This window comes from Paludibacterium sp. (assembly GCF_019232825.1).
Classification (GTDB): domain Bacteria; phylum Pseudomonadota; class Gammaproteobacteria; order Burkholderiales; family Chromobacteriaceae; genus Paludibacterium.
In genome coordinates this window covers 1-14,486 of the sequence record NZ_JAFAND010000007.1, presented here as the reverse complement: position 1 = coordinate 14,486, position 14,486 = coordinate 1, and the positions used below count along the sequence as shown (strand labels likewise).

Below are 14,486 nucleotides of genomic sequence, written 5' to 3'. Positions count from 1 at the left end.
AGGTTAAATATGAAAATCAGCCAACTGCAACCAGGTCATAAGATTCTTGAACATCGCGATAGCGGTGAGATCATTCATTACGAAGTCGTGAGTGTCGCCCCTGTGGGCAAGATGTTCGAAGTGACTTTCCGCACGGTTTCCGGCTTGACCACGGCACTGTATCCCGCCAACGGCTTCATTACCGCCGCAGCCTAAATTCCGTTTACCCCATCATTTTACTTCTGCCGCTCCCGCGACTCCGTACGTGGGAGCGTTTGTCGTTTGCGCTCAAAAAAAATGGCCGCACAGGCGGCCATAAACAAAAGGGATACTACGGTGCAGAGAGATAACAAGAATCTCATGCCACCCAGGCGGGTTGACCTGAAATCCTGATGCCAGGATACCCGCTGGCTGTTTCCGGAATATGTAGATGATGTAAACGATAGGTAAAAAATACTTGGGATTCCTGGACAGGGGGACGCTCCGGTGTTAAGATGCACTTCTTCTGACGCGGGGTGGAGCAGTCTGGTAGCTCGTCGGGCTCATAACCCGAAGGTCGTAGGTTCAAATCCTGCCCCCGCAACCAAGAATTCAGTGAGACCCCGCCCGATCCGGCGGGGTTTTTGCTTTGTATCGTCCGCCAAAACCTCAAATAGAAACGGCCGCGTATCCGCGGCCGTCGTCGTATCCCTTCGTCGTCGTTGTCAGCTTTGCAGGGCCGGCATTTTGACGATGAAGCGTTCCTGCTTTTCGATGTGGTTGAGGAACATCAGCAGCCGCTCGAAGAGCGGATTGGCTCGCTCGCCGAACTGCGCGCTCATCGCCGCGCCGATCTCCTCCACCGTGCGTTTGCCATCGATGCTGAGCAAAACGAAGCTGCCGTAATCGTCCAGCTCGATCCTGCGGAACGCCGGAATCTTAAACGTCAGTTTCCGTGCGAGCCGTTGGATCCAGTGGTCCTGCTTGCGCAGGATGGTTACGATGCGACGGTCATCGACCTCATAATCCAGTTGAGCAGAGAGCTGGAAAACTATTTTGAGCGGATTATTGTCGTCCATGACCGTCTCTTTCCTCGTTACTTTTCAGCGTGGTGATGATGCGTCTTGGCGGTGATCAGCGGGATCAGCGTCAGGATTACCAGCACGGCCAACAGCAGAATGGCGACTTCATTGCTGGCGGCAAAGCCGGTCAGATCTTGCAGGTTGATGATGCCCGAAACCTGCAGAATGATGCCGATGAGGCCAATGATCGAGCCGCCGGCAACCAGACCGGAGGACAGGCTGATGCCATGGGCGACCTTGGCGTCTTTGTCGGCTTCGTTCTTGGAGGTTTTTTCCACCAGGATGCGCAGCAGCGAGCCCACCAGGATGATCGACGTGGTGGAAATCGGCAGATAGAACCCGATGGCCACGGTCATGATCGGCAGGTTGAGGAAGTACAGCACCAGCGCCATGAACACGCCGACGAAGATCATGACCCAAGGCAGCTTGCCGGACATGATGCCGGAGGTCAGCGTTGCCATCAGGTTGGCTTGCGGCAGACCGAATTGCGCATCGGCGCCGGTGTTGGCCAACTGCTTGGACAGAATCATGATGGTGCCGACAACCACGACCACGCCGACGATACTGGCCAGCGCGTAGAAGCGCTGCATTTCGTTCTTGTGGCCGCCGATGAGGAAGGTCACCTTCTGGGTCTGCATGTAGCCGCCGGCGATGGACACGGCAACCACGATCAGGCTGCCGAACAAGAGCAGTGCCTTGTTATCGGCCAGACCGTGCCAGCCCATGAGCACGAACGACATGGTCACCAGAACCAGCGAGGCGATCGTCATGCCGGATACCGGCAGGTTGGAGGTGCCGATGGTGCCGGTCAAACGGCCGGAAACGATCACGAACAGCACCATCAGGATCAGCGACAGCACGCCGCCGACGATGGCCATCATGACGTTGCCGCCGGAGCCGACCAGGCCAGCGATGAAGGAAATCACCGCGCCCAGCAGCAGGATCTTCAGATACTGGGTTTCCTTGCCGTTGGCGCCGCTGGCCTTGGCGCCCAGCGTTTCCTTGATGGAACCGATGATGACCGGGATCAGCTTGATCGCGCCGATGATGCCGCCGCACAGCATCATGCCGGCGCCGATGTACTTGACGTAGGAGCTGGCGATTACGCCGACCGGCATGCCGTGGATGGCCACTTTCGACTTGTTCCACACCATCAGGCCCGGGGCTGCCATATCGGAGAAGTAGCCGATCAGCGGGATGACGGCGAAGTTCGACATGATGGAGCCGGCGAACATGGTCAGGGAGATTTCCAGGCCGACGATGAAGCCGATACCAAGCAGCATCGGGTTCACTTCCATCTCGAAGCGATACTTGTAGGTCTGGGTGCCGATGTAGCTGATGACGTTGTTGATCCAGCCGAACACCGCGCCGGTCACCAGGGTGACCAAGCCGCCGATGCCGAAGCCGATGCCCATGTACTTGAGCGATTCACCGCCCGCGTCGGAAGCGACCAGGGTTTCCGAGATCGCCATCGATTCCGGGTACATCAGCTTGCCGTGCTCGTCCACCAGCAGGTAGTTGTGCACGATCGACGCTACGCCGATACCGAAGAGCACACCGCCGACGCCGGCGAGCAAGCCTTCCAGGAAGCTGAACTGAGATCCGATCAGCAGAATGGACGGCAGCACGAAGATCAGGCCGCTGGCGACCGATTCGCCCGCGCTGGACATCCCTTGCAGCAGGTTTTTGCCCAGAATGCCGTGTTTCTTGGCGAACATGTTGATGAGGCCGGTACCAATGATGGCACCCGGAATCCCCGCCGCAACCGTCAAGCCGGCCTTCATGCCCGAGTAGGCAGTGGACGCGGCAAAGACTGCGGCAAGAATCAAACCGATGATGAAGACGATTACGCCTCCACCAAGTGTGGAGGTGCCATCCATGTACGGGACGTAATCCTTCCCTGCGATGCCTCCGTATGCACCTTTCGGTAGCTCTTTTTTCATTTATGACTCCGTATTATCGAACGTTGTGTCCGCCAAATGACCGGCGCGCGGTTCAGGGGGCCTGGCGAAAACATGCCGCGGCCCCTGTTCTGCTTCCCTGTGGCTGAGTGCGGTCAGCCCGCCGAAGGAGAGGCGTGCGCTTTGCTTCGCGTCGAAACGCCCACGTCCCACCCCTCGGACACAGGTGCGATCCTAGCCGCATGTGCGGTCACCAACAACCTGGCCTAAACGAGCCGAAAGGCATATTAAATATGAGCTTGACAACCGATTTGTGTGACGGATGCGGTCCGTGTGGGGGTGACGTGACTGGCGATTTATGACGTATGGGTTGTTGCTGTGCCCTACGTGCGCGGCCATGAAATTGCGACATGCATATATTCATAATTTGCATAGCGCGGCCGGTCTGATGGTGGTTTGTGAAGTAGGGTGGAAACGAGGTGAAATAGCCGGACGAAACCCTTGATTTTGCTATGGGAATCAAGCTTAAGTTCAAAGACTTAATGCGGCATTACCGTATGTTATTTATGCCGAAGCGCGCAACGAAAAACCCTCGCATGAATTTTTTTGGGTGAATGATGCCTTTTGCGCTTTGGCTGTGTTTTATTTGCCATGCAGCATGCCGATTCGGCGTTTCGATCCGCGCGAATGCGGCGATCGAAGAGCGGGAAACCGTGCTATTCGAATGTAATCAAAAAGAAATGGTTAAATCTAAATTTCATGTTTTGTTTTTGTCGCATTTATATAAATGTGCGTCGATTTTAACTAAATTATTTTTTGATTATGTGGCATTCATGCCGCGTCACAGCGCCCTCGCGGACCAACGAGACGCGGCAAGCCAAGAGGGCTCTAGCGAACCGCCTCGCGACGGAAGACCCAACTATCGCCGGTGGAGGCTTCCTGCGAGAAGGCGTAACCCTCACTATCGAACGCCTTCAGCGTCTGCGGGTCGGTCACTGCATGCTCAACGGCCCAGCGCACCATCAAGCCGCGCGCGCGCTTGGCGTGGAAGCTGATCACCTTGTATTGCCCGCCCTTTTGGTCCTGGAACACCGGCGTGACGACGCGCGCGCGAAGCTTGGCCGGCCGCACCGACTTGAAGTATTCGTTCGACGCCAGGTTAACCAGTACCGGATCGCTATCGGCCGCCAATACGTCGTTGAGGCGCTCGGTAATACGGTCGCCCCAGTAGGCATACAGATCCTTGCCGCGCGCGTTGGCCAGCTTGATGCCCATTTCCAGGCGGTAGGCCTGCATCAAATCCAGTGGACGCAGGCAGCCGTAGAGACCGGAGAGGATGCGCAGGTGATTCTGCAGCCAATCGAGTTGCCCGGCGTCGAGCGTGGCGGCATCGAGTCCCTCGTAAACGTCGCCCATGAAGGCCAAGACGGCTTGCTTGGCGTTGTCGGGGGTGAAGTGCGGCTGCCAGTCGTGGTAGCGGCCGACGTTCAGCGTGGCCAGCGCATCGCTGATGCCCATCATGGCGGCGATATCGGCGGGGGTGCGGGTGCGGAGCAGTTTGATCAGCTCGGCGCTGTGATCCAGCAGATCCGGCAGGGTATACCGGGCAACGTGCGCCGGCGTGTCGTAATCCAGGGTTTTGGCTGGCGAAATCACCATCAGCATGGGCATGTCCTTGATTGGATTATCTGGCAAATTGTCTGGCATTCTATAAGTTGTCGCCATCGGAAAAAAGGAAAAATGATGCGGGCATTACTACAACGGGTGACGCAAGCCGCCGTCACGGTCGCGGAGCAAGAGACGGGACGGATCGGCCCTGGGATTTTGGTGCTCGTCGGCATCGCGCCAGAAGATACCGAGGCGGATATCGACTGGTTATGCCGCAAAATCAGCCAAATGCGCATCTTCAACGACGAAGCGGGCGTGATGAACCGGTCCGTGCTGGAGGTCGGCGCCGAGGTGCTTGCCGTGAGCCAGTTCACGTTATTGGCCAGCGTGAAGAAAGGCAATCGGCCGTCGTATTCCCGCGCGGCCCCGCCCGTCATGTCGCAGCCGCTGTTCGAGCGCTTCGTGGCGCACATGGCCGCCACGCTGGGCCGGCCGGTGCCGACGGGGGTGTTCGGCGCCGACATGCAGGTCGCCTTGGTCAATGACGGTCCAGTGACAATTTGGCTGGACAGCGACAATCCGGAGTAGGACATCGTATAGTGAAAACAGCCCCGTTCGCTAGAAGACGATGAAATGAATCCCTTCATGACTCGACGGTTCCGCGTCTTATTGCTGCTGCTTTGCCTGTGCCAGGTACGGGGCGGGCTGGCCGATTCGCTGCCCGTGGTGCGATTGGCGACGCTGGAGTGGCCGCCGTACAACAGCGAAACCCTGCCTCAGGGCGGGGTGAATACCGCCTTGGTCCGGGCGGCTTTCGCCGCCGCCGGATACCGGCTCGAGGTCGAAACCTTTCCCTGGAGCGCCGCGGTCTATAAAGGCCTGCACGACGCGCGCTTCGACGGGTACTTCCCCGAATATCTTTCTCCCGCCGCCCGGCGCGACTGCTACTTGTCCGAGCGGGCCGGCGAAAGCCCGGTGGTGCTTGCCAAGCGCAAAGACAGCCAATACCCGCCGGTGCGCGGCGTGTCCGATCTGGCTCGCTACCGCATTGGCGTCGTCCAAGGCTACAACAATACCGAGGCGTTCGACGCCAACGTCGCCCGCGGCGTGCAAAAGGTCGACGTCGCCCTGTCCGATGAGCAGAATCTGGATAAGTTGGCGCATGGCCGCGTCGCGCTGATCATTATCGACCGCAATGTCATGGCATGGCTCTTGGCCAATAGCCCCCGGCTGCGTGGCCAGGAAGCGCTGCTCGATAGTCTGAGGCCGCCTTTGCAGGTACAAGGGCTGTATATCTGCTTCAAGCGCGACGCCCAGGGTCAGACTTTGGCGGATAGCTTTTCCGGCGGGCTGCGCCACGTCGATGTCGATGATTTCACCCGCCGTTATCTGAGCGCGTTGCACAAATAAAAAGGACTGCCGTGGCAGTCCTGAGGGTGTTGACAAACCCATGCTCGCGAAGCGAGCGCCCCCTCTCAGGGAGAGGGCAGGGGGAGAGGGAATCGATGGGCAGGCTGCGAAATCAGTCAGTTGCCACTGAGGCCCGGCTTTGCCGGGCCCTCCCCAACCGCTGCAAACCACTAAATCAACAGCCTGAAAAACCGGCGATGTTGCCGGTTTTTTTCAGGCTGCGCGCGGAACTCAGACGCCGCCGGCGAGGAAGTCGCGCTTGCCGACCTCGACGCCGTTATGGCGCAGGATGTCGTATGCGGTGGTGAGGTGAAAATAGAAGTTGGGGAATACCCACTGCAGCAAGTAATGCGCCCCCTTGAAGGTCATCGGCTCGCCGCGCACGGTCAGCGTGATGTCGCGGCTTTCGCTGCCGTCGAACTGCGCCGGGCTCAGGCCGTCCAGATATGCCAACGTCTTGGCGATGCGGGCTTGCAGCTCGTCAAAGGTGGTTTCCGTGTCCTCATAACTGGGGATCTCCACCCCGGCAAGCCGGGAGACACAGCCCTTGGCTTGGTCGGTGGCGATCTGCACCTGGCGCGTCAACGGATACATGTCGGGGAATAGCCGTGCATTCAGCAACGCCTCAGGAGCGATTTTCTTCGCCTCGGCGTGCGCCGCCGCTTTGCGCAAAATCGCCGACATACTACACAGCATGTGCTTGAACACCGGCACAGAGGCGTCATACATCGAGAAACTCATGACCCTGTCTCCTTCATTGGGGGGAACGGACGCCGATTGACGGCCCGCAGGCGGCAATGATAAACCCATGATGGATAAATATCAGGACAAACCGTGATGAAATTGGATATTTGCTACATCGACGCCTTCACCAAGGTGCCGTTTCACGGCAACACCGCGGCGGTGGTGCCGTTGGCCGCCTGGTTGCCGGAAACAACCATGCAAGCCATCGCCGCCGAGAACAATCTGTCGGAGACCGCGTTTTTCCTGACCGGCGCGCAAGAGAAGATCGCCATCCGCTGGTTTTCGCCGCTCACCGAGATCGACTTCTGCGGACACGCCACACTGGCTTCCGCCTACTTGTTATTCCAGCAGAACCCGTCGTGGACGCAGTTGTCCTTTTGGGCCGACGCGGTGGGCGAGCTGCTCGTGCGCCGCCAGCCGGATGGCGCGTTGCAAATGGCCTTTCCCAACCGCGCGCCCAAGCCGGTCGAAACCATCCCGCCCGCCCTGCTCGCCGGGCTGTCCGAACCGCCGCGCGCGGTCTACCGCAACGTGCAGGCCTATGTCGCGCTCTACGACGAAGAAGAGACCATCCGCCGTCTGAAGATCCAACACGCCCCGCTGAAAACCCTGGCGCCCTACGACGTGGCGGTCACCGCGCCGGGCAAGGAGAGCGACTTCGTTTCACGCTATTTCTGGCCCGCCAACGGCGGCGACGAAGACCCCGTTACCGGCTCCATCCACGCCGCGCTGACGCCGTTCTGGGCGGAACGGCTAGGCAAGACCCAGCTCGTGGCGCGCCAGCTGTCGGCGCGCGGCGGCATCTTGTATTGCGCATTGGAAGGAGACCGGGTGCTGGTATCGGGCCACGCGGTGGAATACCTGCGCGGCACGATCACGGTTTAGAATCTCTAACAAAAAGCACTGGCCACGCATCCGCCCAGATTTTGTAGCGTGCATTCGCCGCAGGCAATGCACGTCTTGAGCGAGTCCGCAGGCCGTGCGTTGCTTCGCGAACGCACGCTACCCAACCGCGAAAGACATCCGCACAGGTTTTGTTACGCGAGCCCACAGGCCGTGCGTTGCTTCGCGAATGCACGCTACCCAACTGCGAAATGTATTTTGTTAGCGGTTCTTAGACGGCGCCGGCGCGTGCCGCCACCTTGGCGGCGGCCGTGCCCGACTCGCGGAAGAACTGGCGGTACAGTGTCCACCAGGTCGCGGCGCCGATCAGCGCCAGGACGGCCATCGGCAACCCGTGCAGCGACAGACGCTCGCCCATGTCGTACAGCCAGCCGCCGCCGGCGTAACCCGCCGCGCCACCAAGCGCCAGGCCAAGCCGGCTCGCGCCCATATAGCTCGCGCGCGCCTGAGGATTGGCCAGACTCGCCACATACGCCTCGCGCGCCGGTTCGACGATCAGCGTGCCCAAGTACAATAGCCCCAACGCGCAAAACGCCGGCAACGGCAAGCGTATCCAGGTCAGACAGGCCCAGCTGACCGTCATGAACGCCAGGCCGATCAGCATGCGCGTCTCGCGCAGCAGATGGCGCTCACCCAAGCGCGCCAACGGATAGAGCAGACTGAGCGACAGACACGCCTCCAGCGTGAACATCCAGCCCACCGCCGCGGTGCTGCCGGTCAGCTTCTTCATCAGCACCGGCATCAACAGCAATACTTGCACGCATAGCACGTAATAACCGCTAAGGGTCAGCACGAAGCGCATGAAACCACGGTCGGCCAGCACGCGGCGCAGCGACGTCAACGGGGCGGCGTCGCGCGTGCTCGCCACACGATACGCCGGCAGCAGCACGGCATTGACGAGCGCGGTCAGCAGAAACACGCCCATGCCCATAAAGCCGACCCAGCGGAAATCGAAACGCAGCAGCCAAGCGCCCATCAGGGCGCCGGTCACCGCCCCGGCGCTTTCCTGCACCATCAAAATCGAATAGAAATGCGCCCGCTCGTTCGCGCGTACGAGCTTCGCCACCAACGCGCTGCGCGGCGGATCGAACAGCACGCCGCCCAAGCCGGCGAGCACGCAAGACAAGATCAAGACCCACGGCGCTTGCGCCAATGCCATCAAGGCAAAGCCCACCGCGCGCAACAGCATGCCGCACAAGATCAGCGGCTTGGCGCCGAAACGGTCGGCCAACGCGCCGCCGAACAGGCCCAACCCTTGCTGGGTCAATTGGCGCGCGCCAAGCGCCACGCCGACACTCGCCGCCGCCCAGCCCAGACCGTCGACGAAATGCACGCTGATCATCGGGATGACCATGTAAAAGCCGAGCAGCACCAGCTGGCTATCCAGCAAGATGAACCACTTCCCGCGACGGCGGGCCAGCCCGGCTGGCGACATGATCTCCCCCTTCGTAAATATTCTTTATTAATGAATTATATGCGTGACATTAGCTATCATGTAATACGATTTCTTAGAATACTAAATATCGGAAATTATTATGTCTGTTTCGCTAGAAGATCTGGCGCTGCTGATCGACGTGGCCGAACTGGGCAGCTTCAGCCAGGCCGCCGCGCGCCGCGGCTGGTCACAGCCGCAGGTCAGCCAACGGATTGCCGTGCTGGAAACCGAACTTGGCCAAGCGCTATTCCGCCGCCACCGTCGCGGCGCGGAACCGACCTCGGCCTGCGAGTTGTTCCTGGTGTCGGCGCGCCAGGCCGTCCAGGCATTCCAACAAGGACAAGAGGCTTTACTGGCCGCGCCGCCGCTGCCGCGCATCCACCTCTCCTGTCTGCCGTCGCTGACCACGCCGGTATTCGGACCATTGCTGCTGCGGCTGGTCGATGCGCCCTTTGAAATCCGCTGCCATACCGACCATTCGCCGCAAATCATGCAATCGGTGCTGACTGGCGACATCGACGTCGGCTTCGTCCTGAAATGCCCGGCGATTGCCGGCGTGCAGGTGGAGCCGCTATGGCGCTCGACCATCGTGCCGGTGGTGGCGGCACATCACCCGCTGGCGCGCATCGAGGGGCCGCTGACGCTGAAGACGGTGGCCGATCACCGCATCGCACCGCAATTCTGGGGCGACGGCTGCGAGGAGCTGATCCGCCGCCTGTGGCTCGTGCGGCAACGGCAAAGCGCGATTCATGCCATTCAGCCGGCGTCGGCGGCGCGCGACATGGCTTTGCATCACGGCTTCGTGTCGTTTCTGCCGGAATTGTCGGTGCGCGACGATCTCGGCCGCGGCAATCTGGTGAAGCTGCACATTCCGGAGCTGCCGGAATGGCAATGGGAAGTGATGATGGCGTACCGCAGCGGCAAGCGGCAGGATGAGGCCAAGCAGATCGTGCTCGACACGGCGCGCGCGCTCGCGGCTGGCTAGGCCGCGCAGCCATAAGATTGCTTGAAACAACTGTTGCATCCGGCAACTTGCGGCCACCAAACGCTGACGAGGCCGCCTTTCAGCAACGGCGGCAGATACCGGCTAGAATGAAAACAGCCGCCGCAGAGGAACCGCCATGAACCGCCGCCAACTCATTCTGTCACTCGTGCTTGCCGTGGGCTGCGTCATCGCCCGCGCGGGCGACACCCTGCCCTATTCCCAAGGGCAATTCGATACGCTGAGCCGCCAGGGTAAACCGGTGGTCGTCGCCGTTCATGCCAGCTGGTGTCCAACCTGCAAAGCGCAAAAACCGATTCTCAACCAGTTGATGCACGCGCCGGCCTACCATGCCGTCACGTTGCTGCTGATCGATTTCGACCGCGACAAACCCTTGTTGACGCACTATCGCGTCGACATGCAAAGCACGCTAATCGCCTTTAAAGGCGGCCGAGAAATGGCGCGTACTGTCGGCGACACCTCGCCCGACGGCATTGAGCGCCTGGTGAAGGCCAGCCTGCCGTAACCATGGATTTCACCTTGTGGCGCTATGGCCTGGGCTTCGCGGCCGGCTTGCTGTCGACCCTGTCGCCTTGCGTATTGCCGCTGTTGCCGGTGCTGATCGCCTCGGCGCTGGCGGCTCATCCGCGCGCGCCGCTGGCCTTGGCGGCGGGGCTGGCGTTGTCTTATGCCGCCGCCGGCACCCTGCTGGCCAGCGCCGCCGGCGCCCTACCGTTCAGTGCCACCATGGCGCGCGACGTGGCGGCCGGCTTCTTGGGCCTATTCGGCCTCGCTCTGCTGTCCAACGGCCTTGCGCGCGCGTTTTATCGCGCCGGAGCCGGGCTGGCCGATCTCGGCCAACGGCTTGGCCAGCGATGGCGGCTGGAAGGCATGTCCGGACAGTTCGTCGTCGGCGTCTTGCTCGGGCTGATCTGGAGCCCCTGCGTCGGACCGACGCTCGGCGCCGCCATCGTCCTGGCCGGACAGGGGCGGCAATTGCCGCAAGTGGCGTTATTGATGGGGCTGTTCGGGCTGGGCGCGGCGCTGCCGGTGCTACTGCTCGCCGGTTTGTCGCGTCACTGGCTGCGCCCGCGGCTGGCGACGCTGGGCATGGCCGGCGCCGTCAGCCGCGGCGTGCTCGGCCTCGTGCTGCTGCTGGTGGCGCTACTCATCGTCAGCGGGCTCGACCGCGTGCTGGAGACCTGGTTGGTCGAGCACTCGCCCGATTGGCTCACGGCGCTGACCACCCGCTTCTGAGCGTTATGCCGCCAACGCCCGCGTCAGCGGCAACCACTCGAAACACGTCAGAATTTCCAACGCCAGCGCGATGCCGCGCGGCTCGTTGCCGTTGCCATGCACCAGCACGATCGCGCCGTTCGCTGCCAGCTCGCCATGTGCAAGCCAGGCATCCGCGCCCACCGGAATCAGCCCCAACGCGGCGAGCCGCGCCATGTGCGCCTCATCCGACACCAAACCGGGATAGCGAAAGAACACCGAAGGCGTCTCGCCGGCCAGCAGCAATAACCGCTCTAGCGCCAGCACCTCGTCGCCCATCCGTTGCGACGGGTGCAGCAGGAAGTTTTGCGCCAGCGGCAGATCCGGGAGATAGAGATGGGTGGTCGCGTGGTTGATCCAGGTGATCGCCAAGCGCTCGGCGCGCCGCAACTGCTGCAGCCAAGCGAATGCCTGCCGGTGCGCCATCAGCCACAAGCCGCTGACGGCCACCGCCAGCGCGAGCGGCTGCTGACGCGTCGACGACAACGCCAGCAGCCGCTCGAAAAACGCGCGCTCGAACGGCGCAACCGACGGACACAAGTCAACCGTCAGGAACGCGCCGTTGACCGGCTGCTGCGCATGCGTCAACCCGCCATTGGACAAGGGAGATGGCGCCTCGGTGGCGTGGACCAGCGCGCGCCTATACGGTGTGCGTTGAATTTCGGCATCGGTGAAATACCCTGGGGCGCCGGCGCCGCTCTCGCGCCGATACGCCAGTTGTCCCGCCCGCAAGACGCGGGTCTCAAAGGTGCGGGTATTGACACACAGCAGCCGGCTATCGCCCTCGGCATCATGAAAGGCCCGGATGGCCAGCAACAGGTCCGCCCGATCGGGCAACAGCGCGGGAAAAAATACCGGGCGATAGTCGTTCACCGCCGTCGGCGGCAGGTTGAAACCCCTTTCGGGCACGGTCTTCGGCATGGCGGGTCTCCTCGCGTGACGTCCATCTCGGACGAAACGGCGAGGATAGCCGGATGCCCCGGCCGGCTCTGCCTGTGTATTCCGAACCCGCTACCAGACGACGCCCCGGCCCCCAGCGGACAAAGCCGAGATCCTAGGGTCTGTCGTCATAAGATGGCGGTGCACTGCCTTCGGCGAGTGCACCCTACGCGAATGAGTGTCCCGTTGCGTAGGGCGCAATCGCCGCGCAACGCGCGGCATTGCGCCGCTCACCCAACGAAAGACAGATCCTAGGCATTGTGCGCGTCGTATTGACGCTGCGACGCCAGCACGGCGTCGATATTGCGCTCGGCCCAATGCGCCAGCGAAGCCACCGTATCCGACAAGGTCGCGCCCAGCTCGGTCAGCGTGTACTCCACCGTCACCGGCACGGTGGCGAATACCCGGCGCGCGATCAGGCCGTCGCGCTCCAGCTTTTTCAACGACTGCGACAGCACCTTCTGCGAAATGCCCTCGACGTCGCGGCGCAATTGATTGAAACGCACCGGGCCCTGGCTCAGCCGGTCCATCAGCAGCAGCGACCATTTGTCCGCCAGCCGATCGAGCACCAGGCGCGCCGGGCAGGCCTGGCTATAGACGTTGTAGGACGCAAGGTCGCAGAGGAAGTCGGTCATGGCGGTGGTTTCCTTCAGGTAACTAAGTAAGCTACAAGTGCCTTCTTGGACACTTGGTATGTAAAAGATACCATGGATGCCAAGCCGTGGCATGGGCCGTGGCGACAAACCTCCCTGGAGCAATCAATGAGCAAAACCGTTGTGGTTTACTTCTCGGGCTACGGCCATACCCGCCGCGTGGCGGAATCGGTGGCCGAAGGCGCCGGTGCGCACCTGATCGCCATCGATGCTGACGGCAACGTGCCGGAATCCGCTTGGGACGACCTGGCCGCGGCCGACGCCATCATTTTCGGCGCGCCGACCTACATGGGCTCGGTGCCTTGGCAATTCAAAAAATTCGCCGACGCCTCCTCCAAGGCCTGGTTCACCCGCAACTGGCAAGACAAGGTCTTCGGCGGCTTCACCAACAGCGCCAGTTTCAACGGCGACAAGGCCGTCACCCTGATTTGGCTGCAAACCCTGGCCTCGCAGCACGGCGGCATCTGGGTCAGCCTCGGCCAACTGCCGGCGAACACCAAGGCGGCCACCCGCCAAGACGAAAACAACATGGGCGGCTCGGTCGGCCTGTTGGTGCAAACGCCGGCGGACGCCAGCGTGGAAGAAATGTCGGCGGGCGATCTGCAGACCGCGGTCAAGTACGGCGCCCGCGTCGCCGACGTGGCCAAACGCCTGCGCGGCTAACCGCCCACCGAACAGCAAATGGCCCGGGATGTCCCCGGGCCATTTTGTTTGCATAGCAGCCATGATATATTGGGTCATGGCTGAGATAAAAGTAATCGATGAATCACACAAAATTTCTGACAAGCGTGGCAATGGCAAGTTGCGACGAGAAGTCTGGGTCGACAAGCAAGGTAACGTGACCCGCTATAATCTTGCTTATATTAATCATCATGTGTATTCGGGTGATAACGGTCGAGTCATCGGTTACGATAACGCGCACGACGGCCATCATCGGCACTATTTGGGTCGGGTAGAGCCGGTGAAGTTTGTCAGCTTCGAAGATATCGAGGTGCAATTCGAACAGGCCTGGACTGAACTAAGGAATAAGGTATGAGCGACCTCATCATCAAAACCGCCACCGAAGAGGACTTCTTCAAACGCGGTCGCAAGATCGCTAGGCTAGCGGATCAAGGCAAGTCGCTACCCGAAGAACATGTAATTAGCTTCGAGGATCCAGCTGAAGTCTTGAGATTGTTGACCGTTGCCAGAATCACCCTCTTCCGCTCAGTCAAGGCGCAGCCAGGCTCCATTACCGCCATTTCCGAGCGGCTTCACCGCGATCGCAGCGCCGTGAAGCGGGACGTTGATGAATTGGCTAAGGCAGGCTTGCTACAAGTTGCCCCGAAGGTACTGCCTGGACACGGCAAAATGAAAGAGGTCAGTGTCACTGCAGCAAGCTTTCGCCTTGAAGCATTGGTCGGCTGACACCGCGCCACCCCAGCAGCAAACGGCCCGGGATGCAGTTCAGATGTCCCGGGCCGTTTTGTTTGCGTTTACAGCGTATCGGGATCGATATCCGCCACGCTGTCGAAGATGTAATCCGGCTGATAGGGGAAATGCGTCATCGACTCGCGCGTGGTGACGCCGGAGAGCACGAGCGCGGTGCTCATGCCG

The 14,486-nt window shown here is 61.0% G+C and carries 18 protein-coding genes and 1 tRNA gene; 11 read left to right on the top strand and 8 right to left on the bottom strand.

Annotation, left to right across the window (positions count from 1 at the left end; genetic code table 11):
* The first annotated feature begins 9 nt into the window (after positions 1–9).
* Together JOZ06_RS00765 and JOZ06_RS00760 are read left to right on the top strand one after the other, a co-directional pair.
* Positions 10–195 carry a hypothetical protein gene (locus JOZ06_RS00765; RefSeq protein ID WP_293227732.1) on the top strand — a complete coding sequence of 62 codons (186 nt, stop codon included), beginning with the start codon at positions 10–12 and terminating at the stop codon, positions 193–195.
* Between the two features lie 293 nt (positions 196–488).
* A tRNA-Met gene (locus JOZ06_RS00760) sits at positions 489–565 on the top strand.
* 118 nt (positions 566–683) lie between these two features.
* Here the strand turns inward: JOZ06_RS00760 and JOZ06_RS00755 are convergent.
* From JOZ06_RS00755 to yaaA, 3 genes are all read right to left on the bottom strand, one after another.
* Entirely contained in the window at positions 684–1,037 is a 354-nt protein-coding gene (locus JOZ06_RS00755; protein WP_293227730.1) for a PqqD family protein, read from the bottom strand.
* Between the two features lie 17 nt (positions 1,038–1,054).
* Positions 1,055–2,920 carry an oligopeptide transporter, OPT family gene (locus tag JOZ06_RS00750; protein WP_293227728.1) on the bottom strand — a complete coding sequence of 622 codons (1,866 nt, stop codon included), beginning with the start codon at positions 2,918–2,920 and terminating at the stop codon, positions 1,055–1,057.
* 909 nt (positions 2,921–3,829) lie between these two features.
* Complete coding sequence (yaaA, locus tag JOZ06_RS00745) at positions 3,830–4,606, bottom strand: peroxide stress protein YaaA (protein WP_293227727.1); 777 nt, start codon at positions 4,604–4,606, stop codon at positions 3,830–3,832.
* A 78-nt stretch (positions 4,607–4,684) separates the two neighbouring features.
* Here yaaA and dtd point away from each other — a divergent pair, with 78 nt between their 5' ends.
* Both dtd and JOZ06_RS00735 read left to right on the top strand, forming a co-directional pair.
* Positions 4,685–5,137, top strand: a complete 453-nt coding sequence (gene dtd / locus JOZ06_RS00740; protein WP_293227725.1) for a D-aminoacyl-tRNA deacylase — start codon at positions 4,685–4,687, stop codon at positions 5,135–5,137.
* A 57-nt stretch (positions 5,138–5,194) separates the two neighbouring features.
* Positions 5,195–5,959, top strand: a complete 765-nt coding sequence (locus JOZ06_RS00735; RefSeq protein ID WP_293227723.1) for a transporter substrate-binding domain-containing protein — start codon at positions 5,195–5,197, stop codon at positions 5,957–5,959.
* A gap of 231 nt (positions 5,960–6,190) precedes the next feature.
* On the opposite strand, the gene JOZ06_RS00730 is transcribed toward JOZ06_RS00735, so the two are convergent.
* Complete coding sequence (locus JOZ06_RS00730; RefSeq protein ID WP_293227721.1) at positions 6,191–6,700, bottom strand: DUF1993 family protein; 510 nt, start codon at positions 6,698–6,700, stop codon at positions 6,191–6,193.
* A 96-nt stretch (positions 6,701–6,796) separates the two neighbouring features.
* On the opposite strand from JOZ06_RS00730, the gene JOZ06_RS00725 reads away from it, so the two are divergent.
* Positions 6,797–7,588: a PhzF family phenazine biosynthesis protein gene (locus JOZ06_RS00725; protein WP_293227720.1), complete on the top strand. Its 792-nt coding sequence runs from the start codon at positions 6,797–6,799 to the stop codon at positions 7,586–7,588.
* Positions 7,589–7,817: 229 nt separating this feature from the next.
* On the opposite strand, the gene mdtH is transcribed toward JOZ06_RS00725, so the two are convergent.
* Entirely contained in the window at positions 7,818–9,041 is a 1,224-nt protein-coding gene (gene mdtH, locus JOZ06_RS00720) for a multidrug efflux MFS transporter MdtH (RefSeq protein WP_293227719.1), read from the bottom strand.
* Positions 9,042–9,141: 100 nt separating this feature from the next.
* On the opposite strand from mdtH, the gene JOZ06_RS00715 reads away from it, so the two are divergent.
* The 3 genes from JOZ06_RS00715 (at position 9,142) to JOZ06_RS00705 (ending at position 11,280) form a co-directional block, all read left to right on the top strand.
* Positions 9,142–10,026 (top strand): LysR family transcriptional regulator, encoded by an 885-nt coding sequence (locus JOZ06_RS00715; protein ID WP_293227717.1) that lies wholly within the window; start codon positions 9,142–9,144, stop codon positions 10,024–10,026.
* 136 nt (positions 10,027–10,162) lie between these two features.
* Positions 10,163–10,549, top strand: a complete 387-nt coding sequence (locus tag JOZ06_RS00710; RefSeq protein ID WP_293227715.1) for a thioredoxin family protein — start codon at positions 10,163–10,165, stop codon at positions 10,547–10,549.
* A 2-nt stretch (positions 10,550–10,551) separates the two neighbouring features.
* Positions 10,552–11,280: a cytochrome c biogenesis protein CcdA gene (locus JOZ06_RS00705; RefSeq protein WP_293227714.1), complete on the top strand. Its 729-nt coding sequence runs from the start codon at positions 10,552–10,554 to the stop codon at positions 11,278–11,280.
* Positions 11,281–11,283: 3 nt separating this feature from the next.
* Here the strand turns inward: JOZ06_RS00705 and JOZ06_RS00700 are convergent, their stop codons facing one another.
* Entirely contained in the window at positions 11,284–12,219 is a 936-nt protein-coding gene (locus JOZ06_RS00700) for a hypothetical protein (protein ID WP_293227712.1), read from the bottom strand.
* A 269-nt stretch (positions 12,220–12,488) separates the two neighbouring features.
* Positions 12,489–12,872, bottom strand: a complete 384-nt coding sequence (locus JOZ06_RS00695; protein ID WP_293227710.1) for a helix-turn-helix domain-containing protein — start codon at positions 12,870–12,872, stop codon at positions 12,489–12,491.
* 126 nt (positions 12,873–12,998) lie between these two features.
* On the opposite strand from JOZ06_RS00695, the gene JOZ06_RS00690 reads away from it, so the two are divergent.
* From JOZ06_RS00690 to JOZ06_RS00680, 3 genes are all read left to right on the top strand, one after another.
* Positions 12,999–13,553 (top strand): flavodoxin family protein, encoded by a 555-nt coding sequence (locus JOZ06_RS00690; protein WP_293227708.1) that lies wholly within the window; start codon positions 12,999–13,001, stop codon positions 13,551–13,553.
* A 76-nt stretch (positions 13,554–13,629) separates the two neighbouring features.
* Positions 13,630–13,926, top strand: coding sequence for a DUF6516 family protein (locus JOZ06_RS00685; RefSeq protein WP_293227706.1), 297 nt, complete (start codon positions 13,630–13,632; stop codon positions 13,924–13,926).
* On the top strand, positions 13,923–14,297 hold the full coding sequence (locus JOZ06_RS00680) for a hypothetical protein (protein WP_293227705.1): 375 nt from the start codon (positions 13,923–13,925) through the stop codon (positions 14,295–14,297). Before JOZ06_RS00685 ends, JOZ06_RS00680 begins: the two co-directional genes overlap by 4 nt.
* 68 nt (positions 14,298–14,365) lie before the next feature.
* Here the strand turns inward: JOZ06_RS00680 and JOZ06_RS00675 are convergent, their stop codons facing one another.
* Positions 14,366–14,482, bottom strand: a complete 117-nt coding sequence (locus JOZ06_RS00675; RefSeq protein WP_293227753.1) for an HAD hydrolase-like protein — start codon at positions 14,480–14,482, stop codon at positions 14,366–14,368.
* Positions 14,483–14,486 lie beyond the last annotated feature (4 nt).

What these genes read in the sequence shown, in the direction of transcription:
- JOZ06_RS00690 (WP_293227708.1), top strand. Translation starts at nt 12,999, where the DNA reads ATGAGCAAAACCGTTGTGGTTTACTTCTCGGGCTACGGCCATACCCGC.
- JOZ06_RS00710 (WP_293227715.1), top strand. Translation starts at nt 10,163, where the DNA reads ATGAACCGCCGCCAACTCATTCTGTCACTCGTGCTTGCCGTGGGCTGC.
- JOZ06_RS00700 (WP_293227712.1), bottom strand. Translation starts at nt 12,219, where the DNA reads ATGCCGAAGACCGTGCCCGAAAGGGGTTTCAACCTGCCGCCGACGGCG.
- JOZ06_RS00715 (WP_293227717.1), top strand. Translation starts at nt 9,142, where the DNA reads ATGTCTGTTTCGCTAGAAGATCTGGCGCTGCTGATCGACGTGGCCGAA.
- JOZ06_RS00735 (WP_293227723.1), top strand. Translation starts at nt 5,195, where the DNA reads ATGACTCGACGGTTCCGCGTCTTATTGCTGCTGCTTTGCCTGTGCCAG.
- yaaA (WP_293227727.1), bottom strand. Translation starts at nt 4,606, where the DNA reads ATGCTGATGGTGATTTCGCCAGCCAAAACCCTGGATTACGACACGCCG.
- JOZ06_RS00750 (WP_293227728.1), bottom strand. Translation starts at nt 2,920, where the DNA reads ATGGATGGCACCTCCACACTTGGTGGAGGCGTAATCGTCTTCATCATC.
- JOZ06_RS00730 (WP_293227721.1), bottom strand. Translation starts at nt 6,700, where the DNA reads ATGAGTTTCTCGATGTATGACGCCTCTGTGCCGGTGTTCAAGCACATG.
- JOZ06_RS00755 (WP_293227730.1), bottom strand. Translation starts at nt 1,037, where the DNA reads ATGGACGACAATAATCCGCTCAAAATAGTTTTCCAGCTCTCTGCTCAA.
- JOZ06_RS00680 (WP_293227705.1), top strand. Translation starts at nt 13,923, where the DNA reads ATGAGCGACCTCATCATCAAAACCGCCACCGAAGAGGACTTCTTCAAA.
- JOZ06_RS00675 (WP_293227753.1), bottom strand. Translation starts at nt 14,482, where the DNA reads ATGAGCACCGCGCTCGTGCTCTCCGGCGTCACCACGCGCGAGTCGATG.
- mdtH (WP_293227719.1), bottom strand. Translation starts at nt 9,041, where the DNA reads ATGTCGCCAGCCGGGCTGGCCCGCCGTCGCGGGAAGTGGTTCATCTTG.
- JOZ06_RS00725 (WP_293227720.1), top strand. Translation starts at nt 6,797, where the DNA reads ATGAAATTGGATATTTGCTACATCGACGCCTTCACCAAGGTGCCGTTT.
- JOZ06_RS00705 (WP_293227714.1), top strand. Translation starts at nt 10,552, where the DNA reads ATGGATTTCACCTTGTGGCGCTATGGCCTGGGCTTCGCGGCCGGCTTG.
- JOZ06_RS00765 (WP_293227732.1), top strand. Translation starts at nt 10, where the DNA reads ATGAAAATCAGCCAACTGCAACCAGGTCATAAGATTCTTGAACATCGC.
- JOZ06_RS00685 (WP_293227706.1), top strand. Translation starts at nt 13,630, where the DNA reads ATGGCTGAGATAAAAGTAATCGATGAATCACACAAAATTTCTGACAAG.
- dtd (WP_293227725.1), top strand. Translation starts at nt 4,685, where the DNA reads ATGCGGGCATTACTACAACGGGTGACGCAAGCCGCCGTCACGGTCGCG.
- JOZ06_RS00695 (WP_293227710.1), bottom strand. Translation starts at nt 12,872, where the DNA reads ATGACCGACTTCCTCTGCGACCTTGCGTCCTACAACGTCTATAGCCAG.